Annotated in this window: 8 protein-coding genes and 1 pseudogene; 3 read left to right on the plus strand and 6 right to left on the minus strand. The window is 68.7% G+C overall.

Annotation, left to right across the window (positions count from 1 at the left end; genetic code table 11):
• Positions 1–75 precede the first annotated feature (75 nt).
• The gene (locus IE191_RS20795; RefSeq protein WP_191326346.1) at positions 76–1,461 is read right to left on the minus strand and encodes a putative 2OG-Fe(II) oxygenase; all 1,386 of its coding nucleotides are present in this window, start codon (positions 1,459–1,461) and stop codon (positions 76–78) included.
• On the minus strand, positions 1,458–2,987 hold the full coding sequence (locus IE191_RS20800) for a tryptophan halogenase family protein (protein ID WP_191326347.1): 1,530 nt from the start codon (positions 2,985–2,987) through the stop codon (positions 1,458–1,460). Before IE191_RS20800 ends, IE191_RS20795 begins: the two co-directional genes overlap by 4 nt.
• Before the next feature lie 189 nt (positions 2,988–3,176).
• Between IE191_RS20800 and IE191_RS20805 the strand changes: the two genes are divergently transcribed.
• Genes IE191_RS20805 through IE191_RS20815 form a run of 3 tightly spaced genes read left to right on the plus strand, consistent with a single transcriptional unit; the run spans position 3,177 to position 4,895 of the window.
• The gene (locus tag IE191_RS20805) at positions 3,177–3,446 is read left to right on the plus strand and encodes a hypothetical protein (protein ID WP_191326348.1); all 270 of its coding nucleotides are present in this window, start codon (positions 3,177–3,179) and stop codon (positions 3,444–3,446) included.
• 43 nt (positions 3,447–3,489) lie between these two features.
• Positions 3,490–4,323 carry an SPFH domain-containing protein gene (locus tag IE191_RS20810; protein ID WP_191326349.1) on the plus strand — a complete coding sequence of 278 codons (834 nt, stop codon included), beginning with the start codon at positions 3,490–3,492 and terminating at the stop codon, positions 4,321–4,323.
• Complete coding sequence (locus IE191_RS20815) at positions 4,320–4,895, plus strand: hypothetical protein (RefSeq protein ID WP_191326350.1); 576 nt, start codon at positions 4,320–4,322, stop codon at positions 4,893–4,895. The genes IE191_RS20810 and IE191_RS20815 overlap by 4 nt, the downstream gene beginning before the upstream one ends.
• A 9-nt stretch (positions 4,896–4,904) precedes the next feature.
• Here IE191_RS20815 and IE191_RS20820 read toward each other — a convergent pair whose 3' ends face one another.
• The 4 genes and pseudogenes from IE191_RS20820 to IE191_RS21420 all read right to left on the minus strand — a co-directional run.
• Positions 4,905–6,059 carry a sensor histidine kinase gene (locus IE191_RS20820; RefSeq protein ID WP_191326351.1) on the minus strand — a complete coding sequence of 385 codons (1,155 nt, stop codon included), beginning with the start codon at positions 6,057–6,059 and terminating at the stop codon, positions 4,905–4,907.
• On the minus strand, positions 6,049–6,507 hold the full coding sequence (locus IE191_RS21285) for a helix-turn-helix domain-containing protein (protein WP_505835238.1): 459 nt from the start codon (positions 6,505–6,507) through the stop codon (positions 6,049–6,051). Before IE191_RS21285 ends, IE191_RS20820 begins: the two co-directional genes overlap by 11 nt.
• Before the next feature lie 27 nt (positions 6,508–6,534).
• A pseudogene (locus tag IE191_RS21290) lies at positions 6,535–7,230 on the minus strand (response regulator); the annotation flags it as partial.
• Between the two features lie 65 nt (positions 7,231–7,295).
• Positions 7,296–7,445, minus strand: a 150-nt coding sequence (locus IE191_RS21420) for an integrase core domain-containing protein (RefSeq protein WP_191326353.1), incomplete at its 5' end; no start/stop codon positions are given.

Below are 7,445 nucleotides of genomic sequence, written 5' to 3' on the forward strand. Positions count from 1 at the left end.
ACGCGCCGCCTGGAACGACGCATTCCTGCTCTCCGTACTCCGTCATATGCGATAGCCCTGCCGTGCCGGGGAGGATCAGGTGGCGGGCACGATGTCGAAGGCGATGTTCAACCGTTCTCCGGCATCGAAAGGCACGGTGCCGTGCCACAACGTGGAGGGGAACAGCACCAGTTGTCCCGCCGCCGGGGCAATCGTGCCGTAGGGGGCAAGGTCGAGGCCCAGTTCCGCCGGTGGCGCGCCATAGTGAAAGTGGCCGGCATCTGGCGCGGCGCTCTCGGCCGGATCGGGCAGGGCCACGTAGAAGGCGCTGCTGATCCAGCCCAACGGATGGGAGTGGGTGACATTGAAGCCCGCGCCATGCAGGCGCACCGACCAACTGCCGCTGATCCTCAGATCACGCCGCGGGCGCGACAGCAGCGGGTGCGTGGGATCGGGTGCGGGCAGGGCGGCGACATGGTCTCGAACGGCGGCGAGCAGCGCCTCGCGGGCGCGGATCAGCGGGGCCTCGTGGCGCAGCAGCACGCTGCGATCGGTCTGGGTGCCGCCGCGCACGGACTGTTCGGGATAGGGCAATTGCGTCTGGTGCAGGCCGCGCAGTACTGCGGCAAGGTCCGCCAGCTCCGCCGCCGACAGCCCCACGTCCACGGCACGCACGAACGCGCCATCGCCATCCAGCCAGGCCGCGCGCGGATCGTCGAGCAGGCGCCAGCAGGTGGAGACATAGGGCCAGACCTGCCCGGCCAGCGGCGAGCCGGGCGCCTGCTGGGCCAGCGGCAGGGCGAGGGCGAGCGCGGCCTCGGGCGCACCGTCGCGCAGGGCCTGGCGCACGCGGGCGATGGTCACCAGCGGGCTGTCGGGCAGGCCGCCTTGGGCCAGCAGCCGCGCCATGGCCGCGCCATCGCCGCTTTCCCCGGCCAGGAACACCCGTGCCTGGGTCAGTGCCGGCACGGTGTCGAGATGGCGCTCCGCCTCGTCGAGAATGGCGGCGGCGCGGGGCCAGTCGCGTCCCTGCGCCACGGCGGCAAACCAGCCGAGCCACAGCGGGGCATGGGCCGGATGGGTGCGCGCTGCCTGGGCATAGCTGGCGTCGAACCCGGTGGTATCGCCGCCCACCCAGCGCAAGGAGGCCAGCACGCGGTGCCCTTCGATCCAGGTCGGGTGGCGGGCCAGCACGGCGTCCAGCGCGGCGATCCCTGCGGCCACTGCGCCTTCGCTGGCCAGCGCCAGGGCGTGGTTGCGCTGGGCGTCGAGATGATCGGGCCACTCCCGGCACACTTGCGCAAAAAGGTGGGCGGCCGGGTGGCCCAGTTCATAGCGGGCCTGTGCATGCAGGAAGGCCACGGTGGGATCGTGCGGCGCCAGCGCGCTCGCCTGGGCCATGGCAGCCTCTGCCCCCACCATGTCTTGCCGGGTGCGCAGGACGCGGGCCTGGTCGAGCCAGGCCCCGGCGCTGCCGCTCATGCCGGCTGGCGTGCCTGAGCGGGGGCAGGCGCCATCTGCGCCAGCACCGCGCCATGGCGCGGGGCCTTGGCCGCTTCTGCCGCCATGGCCCCGCGCAGCCTGGCAAGCCATTCCCGGCCATCCACGCCGCGATAGTCGATCAGCGGATCGTGGCCCTGGGGCAGGTTGTTCTGGCCGATGTGCACGGCGAGCCATGAGGGCGGGGCGAACAGATCCAGCTCGCGCGCGATCAGGCGGCCGTGGCGACGGAAATGCTCGATTTTCAGCGCCAGGGTATCGGGAATGTCCATCGCCGCAACATGGCGCCACAGCTCGGCGTCCTGCCGCTGCGTCAGCTTGTAGTGCAGGATGATGAAATCGCGGATGCGCTCCATCTCGCCATGGGCGATGCGGTTGAACTCGTCGCGAGTGGCGGGATCGAAATCGCGATCGGGGAACAGCGCCAGGATCTTGGAAATGTTGGCCTGGATCAGGTGGATCGAGGTGGATTCGAGCGGTTCGAGAAAGCCCGAGGACAGGCCCACGGCGATCACGTTGCGGTTCCAGTGCAGCTTGCGCCGCCCGGCCTGGAACCGCACCGCGCGCGTATCGCCCAGCGGCGCGCCGTCCAGGCTGCTGGCCAGATCCTGCGCCGCCCGCTCTTCGTCGAGGAACGCGCTGCAAAAGACATAGCCGTTGCCGATGCGGTGTTGCAGCGGGATGCGCCATTGCCACCCTGCCGCGCGCGCGGTGGAACGGGTATAGGGCGCGGGATTGGGATCGGACGCGGGATGGGCGCAGGGCATCGCCACCGCGCGGTCGCAGGGCAGCCAGTGCGACCAGTCGTCATAGCCGGTCTGGAGCGCACCTTCGATCAGCAGGCCGCGAAAGCCCGAGCAATCGATGAACAGCTCCGCTTCGATCCGTCGCCCGTCAGCGAGGGTGACCGCTTCGACAAAGCCGGTCTCGCCGTGCAGCGCCACGTCGGCGATCCGGCCTTCCACGCGCGTGACCCCGGCCGCTTCGGCCCGCTCACGCAGGAACGCGGCATAGAGCCCGGCGTCGAAGTGATAGGCATAGTCGAACGTGCTCATCACGCTGCGCGGATCGGGGGAAGGGTGGGCAAAGCGGCCCGCCTGGGCCAGATGCCAGGCCATGGCGTGGGCATCGAGCGGCGCCGTTTCGCCCTGTTCCCGCGCGCGCAGCCAGTACTGGTGCATGGGCACCATGTCGAAATTGCGCCCATAGGGGCCGAAGGGGTGGAAATAGCGCGAATTTTCCGCGCCCCAGCCGACGAACTCGATCCCCAGCTTGAAGCTGCCTCTGGTGCGCGCCAGGAACTCGCGCTCGTCGATGCCCAGGGTCTGGTTGAACATGCGGATCGGCGGGATCGTCGCCTCGCCCACGCCGATCGTGCCGATCTCCTCGCTTTCGACCAGGGTAATGGCGCAATCGCGAGCCAGTGCGTGCGACAGCATCGCCGCCGCCATCCAGCCGGCCGAACCGCCGCCGACAATCAGTACCTTGCGGATCTTGCGATCGTTCATGATGTGCTTCCCCTCCCTGGGAGCCAGTATCCTACAATCAATTGCAGCCGGCGCAAAGCGGGCTTTGGGACAGTTGCGGTGATGCATCGGCTGCGGCCGGGCATGAAATCTTGGTAATGATCTCAATTGGCAGAAGAAATTGCCAGCAAAAGGTCTAGCGTGGCTGCGCGGTGATGAGAGAGGTCTCGCATGAGCCACTTTGCCTTCGTGGCCTTTCTGGTTCTGTTCGTGGCGCTGCGCTGGCGTGCGCAGGCCCGCCGCGCCGTGGTGCCGCCCGCTCATCCCCCGGTCAGCCTGGTCTTTGCCGACGCGCCGCCCGTGCGCCCGTCTGCGTCCCACAATCCGATAGAAGCACCGGACGAGGCCCCGGCTGACGTCCAGCCTGCGCGGCCCAGCAGCCATGCCCTGAACGCGTTCTACCGCACCGTTTACGGCCCGGGTCTCTGCTCGCCGCGTTAGGCCAGCGTCCGGCCACCCCATTTCCACCCCCCGGAGACAAGCGATGGCCATTACCAGACAAGTGATCACCACGGTGCGCAGCGATGGCTCTGACGCACTCGGCACCCGCACGGTGGCCTACAAGATTGCCGATGAAAGCATTGTCTCGGGCTCGCTGCTGACGGTGGAAAGCAACCATTTCTGCGTGCTCAAGTCGCGCGGGGCGGTGCTCGATGTCTATGAAACCGGGCAATATGCCATCGAAACGCCGGACAAGCCGCTGATCGGCTCGATCGCCAAGGGCTTCTTCGGCGGTTCCTCGCCCTGGGTCTACGAAGTCATCTACATCAACCGCTCCAAGCTCTTGGTGCGCAACAGCGGCATCGCCACTTCAGCGGAAATGGCCGAAGTCTCGTATGTCGTCGACTATTACATCCACATCGACAGCAAGCAGGAAGCGCTCGACCTGATCACCCACATGCCGTTTTCCGGCACCGTGATCGATACCGCCGAAGTGGCCGACTATGCCGGGCCGGCGATCGAGCAGGCGATCAACCAGATCGTCCAGGTGACCAAGCTGGAAAACATCAACGAGCACATCAACGACGTGCGGGAGGCGGTGAAAGTCCACCTGGCCGATTTCCTCAAGGTCTATGGCATCATGCTCAACGACCTCAAGGTGTTGATCATGCCGCGCGATGATCGCATGCGCGAGCTGATCTCGCTCCAGGCGATCGGCCTGACTCCGATCGAATCGGTGCGCTATTATCTCGCGCTCAAGATGGCGGAAAAGGGTCTGGTCTCCGCGCCCAATGCGGCGGCGGGCGTGCCGTTCGTGATCGGTGGACAGCCCACCGGGTTCTACCCGCTTGGCCCGGAAGTGGGCGCCACCACATGAGCGGGCCGGCAGAGGACGGGCCAGAGCAGAACGGGCCGAGAGAGGACGGGCTGGCTGCGCGCGCGGCGCAAGTCGCGCTCAACCTGTTCCGGGGTTATGGCTATACGTTCTATCGCGCCGAAAACGACCTGCGCGCGGATGACCAGCGCATCCGCCGCATGGTCAGCGAATTGTTGCAGCAGGCGCGCAAGGGCCTGAGCGAGGCGGAAGGGCGCTATCGCCGCGAGGTGATCCCGCCCCCTTCGCGCGCCAATCCGTTTCCGCCGGCCGAGCTGGTGGCCAATGCCCGGCGACTGGAAGCGCTGGCGCAAGGCGTCAGCGCGCTCGATGCGCAGGTGGCCCACCTGCCGGTGCCGACCAACGATTTCATGACTGCGCGCTATCGCAACGAGGCCGAGACGCTGGGCCGCCTGGCGGAAAAGGATGTCGAACTCGTCGCCGATGCCCATGCCCTGGCCGAGGCCGTGCCCGGGGATGACCCGCTCGCCGTGCTCGACGCCGCCAGCGCCATCACCACGGCCATCGCGCGCGTGAAAGACCGCCTGGCCGAACGCCAGGCGCTGCTGCTGTAGATACGCCGGCTAACCTTGCGCACCCGGCAGGGTCAGCTCGAACACGGTGTCCCTGCCGGGGTGCAGGACCAGATCGCCGCCATGGGCACGGGCGATCTGGCGCGCGAGGCTGAGGCCGATGCCGCTGCCCTCGGTCTTGGTCGTGTAGAACGGACGGAAGATGCGGGCGCGCGCGTCTGCCGACACGCCGGGTCCATTGTCCGCAACGTGAAACGACAGGCGCTCATCGAGCGTGGCGGACAGGCGGACCTGCGGCGCACCTGGCCCGGCGATGGCGGCCTCCGCCCCGTTCTGGAGAAGGGCCCAGAGCGCCTGGCTGATCTGCTCGCGGTCGATCGTGACCACCGCATCCGGCGCCCCGTCCGACAGGAACGCCACGCGCCCGTTCCATCGCGCGGCGAACATGCAGGCGAGATCATCGAACAGGGCGGGCAGGCTGGTCGGCGCCAGTGATGGTTCGGGAAGCCGCGCCAACTGGCGATAGGCCTGGGTGAAATGAAGCAATCCATCGGCGCGGCGGGACAGCGTACCGATCATGTCGCGCAGCGGGCCGACCGGCGGCGGGGTGTCTTCCAGCGTTGCCAGCGCACTTTCGGCCAGCGAGGCAATCGGGGTGAGCGCGTTCATCACTTCGTGGCTCAAGACTTCGAGCAGTTCGCGCGTGGCCCGCGCTTCGGCAATGCGTTCCTCGCTTTCGATGTCGATCAAGGCCAGGATGGTGCGTGTGGCGCCCGCGTCATGCGCTTCGATCCGGTCGATGCGATAGGCCCGGCCGGCATAGCGCAGGCGCGGTGCGCCCTGCCGCAAGGCTTCGGGAGCATCGACCAGCACATCGTCCGCCCCGAACAGCGCCCGCGCGGCGGCGTTGAGGGCACGGACGCCGCCGTTGCGGCCGATGCTCAAGAGCGGCGTGGGTGCCTGGTCCAGCACCGCGCGCAACACGGCGCGGTCCGCATCGCCATCGGCGGGGATGACCGGCCGTTCGTTCGCCGCGCGTGGCGGTGTCGCCCGCAACAGGGACAGCGTAGCCAGCCAGAAGCCCAGCAACAGCACCAGCACGAAGCAGGCGTAGAAGCCGCCGTTCCACGCCGCCACCGTTGCCGCGCCGCAGCCGAACAGCAGCACTTGCCCGGGCCAGACCCGCGCCGGGCGCCTAGAGCCCATGCTTGGCCATCCGGCGATAGAGCGCGGCCCGGCTCAGGCCCAGGTCATCGGCAGCGCGGCTTACGTTGAAGCCATGGCGCTTGAGGGCGGCGGCAATCAGCGTGCGCTCGCTGTCTTCGAGGCTGAGGCTGGCCGCGACCACGGCCTCTCCGGGCGTGTCGCTGGCCGGCTGGCCCAGCCCGAGGTCCACTTCGCCGATCGGGCCACCGTCGCCCAGCACCACGGCGCGCTCCACCGCCTGCGCCAGGCCGCGCACGTCATCGCTCCACCGCGTGACGGCGATGGCCACTTCTGCCTCGGGCGTGAAGCCGAGCACCGGCTTGCCGTGGCGCCGCTCGGCCAGGCGGGCGAAATGGCGGGCCAGCAGCAGGGCATCGCCGCCCCGCTGCGCCAGCGGGGGCATGGCGATTTCCACCGTGCCCAGCCGCGCCCGCAGCGCCGGCAGCATCGCTTCGGCGCTGTCGGCCGTGGCGACAATGCGCAGGTCAGCGGGGAGGCGCGCGAGCAGCCGTCCCTGCGCCACTTCGTTCAGGCGGTCGACGTGGCGCAACAGCAATGTGCCACTGGCCGCGCGCGCGATGTCTGCCCCGGCCACCTCGTCATGCGGATCGGCCGCCGCGCGCGCATCGAGCATCACGCATTCGCCTGCCGCGCAGGCCGAGGCGTGGTGAATCGCGCGGCTGGCGAGGCTGCGTCCCGAACCGGCCGGGCCAAGGACGAGCACGCTGGCAGAAGTCGGCGCCACGCGGCGGATCAGGTCTCGCACCCGCTCCATCGCCGCGCTGGCGCCGAGCAGGCGCGGTGGATCGGCTGGGGCGCCATCATGCTGGCGCAGTGCGGCGATTTCCCGGCGCCGTTGGCGATGGGCCAGCGCGGCACGCACGCGCTCCAGCAGTTCCTCGTTGCGCCATGGCTTCATCACGAAATCGATCGCCCCGGCCTGCATCGCGGCCACGGCGATGCGGATGCCACTGTGGCCGGTGATCACCACCACCGCCGCATCCGGATCATCGCCGAGCAGCCGGGCGAGGGCGGCAAAGCCTTCCTCGCCATGGGTGCGCCCGCGCGTGAAATTGAGATCGAGCAGGATGGCATCGGCCGGGGCCAGTTCCAGCGCCGAATAGGCCTCGTCCGGCTGCATGGCGCTGACCAGCTCGATACCCGCCCGCGCGAAGAGTGAGGTGGCCCCGCCTTCCTGGACAGATTTGCGGCGAAGTTAAGCTCAAGCCGATGTCGTCATGCCGCGAGTTTGGGCATCAGGTCATGGGGGGCATGCCCCCTATGACCTGATGCGCCGATGTGCCCATATGCCTCTGCCGGGGTGCTACCGGCAAGGGCGGAATGGGGCCGGTGGTGGTTATAGTAGGTGAACCAGCGGCCGAGGCC

The sequence above is a fragment of the Novosphingobium pokkalii genome (genome assembly GCF_014652855.1).
GTDB classification, from domain to species: Bacteria; Pseudomonadota; Alphaproteobacteria; order Sphingomonadales; family Sphingomonadaceae; genus Novosphingobium; species Novosphingobium pokkalii.

Coding starts and splice junctions, on each gene's coding strand:
- IE191_RS20815 (WP_191326350.1), top strand. CDS start 4,320: ATGAGCGGGCCGGCAGAGGACGGGCCAGAGCAGAACGGGCCGAGAGAG.
- IE191_RS20805 (WP_191326348.1), top strand. CDS start 3,177: ATGAGCCACTTTGCCTTCGTGGCCTTTCTGGTTCTGTTCGTGGCGCTG.
- IE191_RS20820 (WP_191326351.1), bottom strand. CDS start 6,059: ATGGGCTCTAGGCGCCCGGCGCGGGTCTGGCCCGGGCAAGTGCTGCTG.
- IE191_RS20795 (WP_191326346.1), bottom strand. CDS start 1,461: ATGAGCGGCAGCGCCGGGGCCTGGCTCGACCAGGCCCGCGTCCTGCGC.
- IE191_RS20810 (WP_191326349.1), top strand. CDS start 3,490: ATGGCCATTACCAGACAAGTGATCACCACGGTGCGCAGCGATGGCTCT.
- IE191_RS20800 (WP_191326347.1), bottom strand. CDS start 2,987: ATGAACGATCGCAAGATCCGCAAGGTACTGATTGTCGGCGGCGGTTCG.
- IE191_RS21285 (WP_505835238.1), bottom strand. CDS start 6,507: ATGCTGCCGGCGCTGCGGGCGCGGCTGGGCACGGTGGAAATCGCCATG.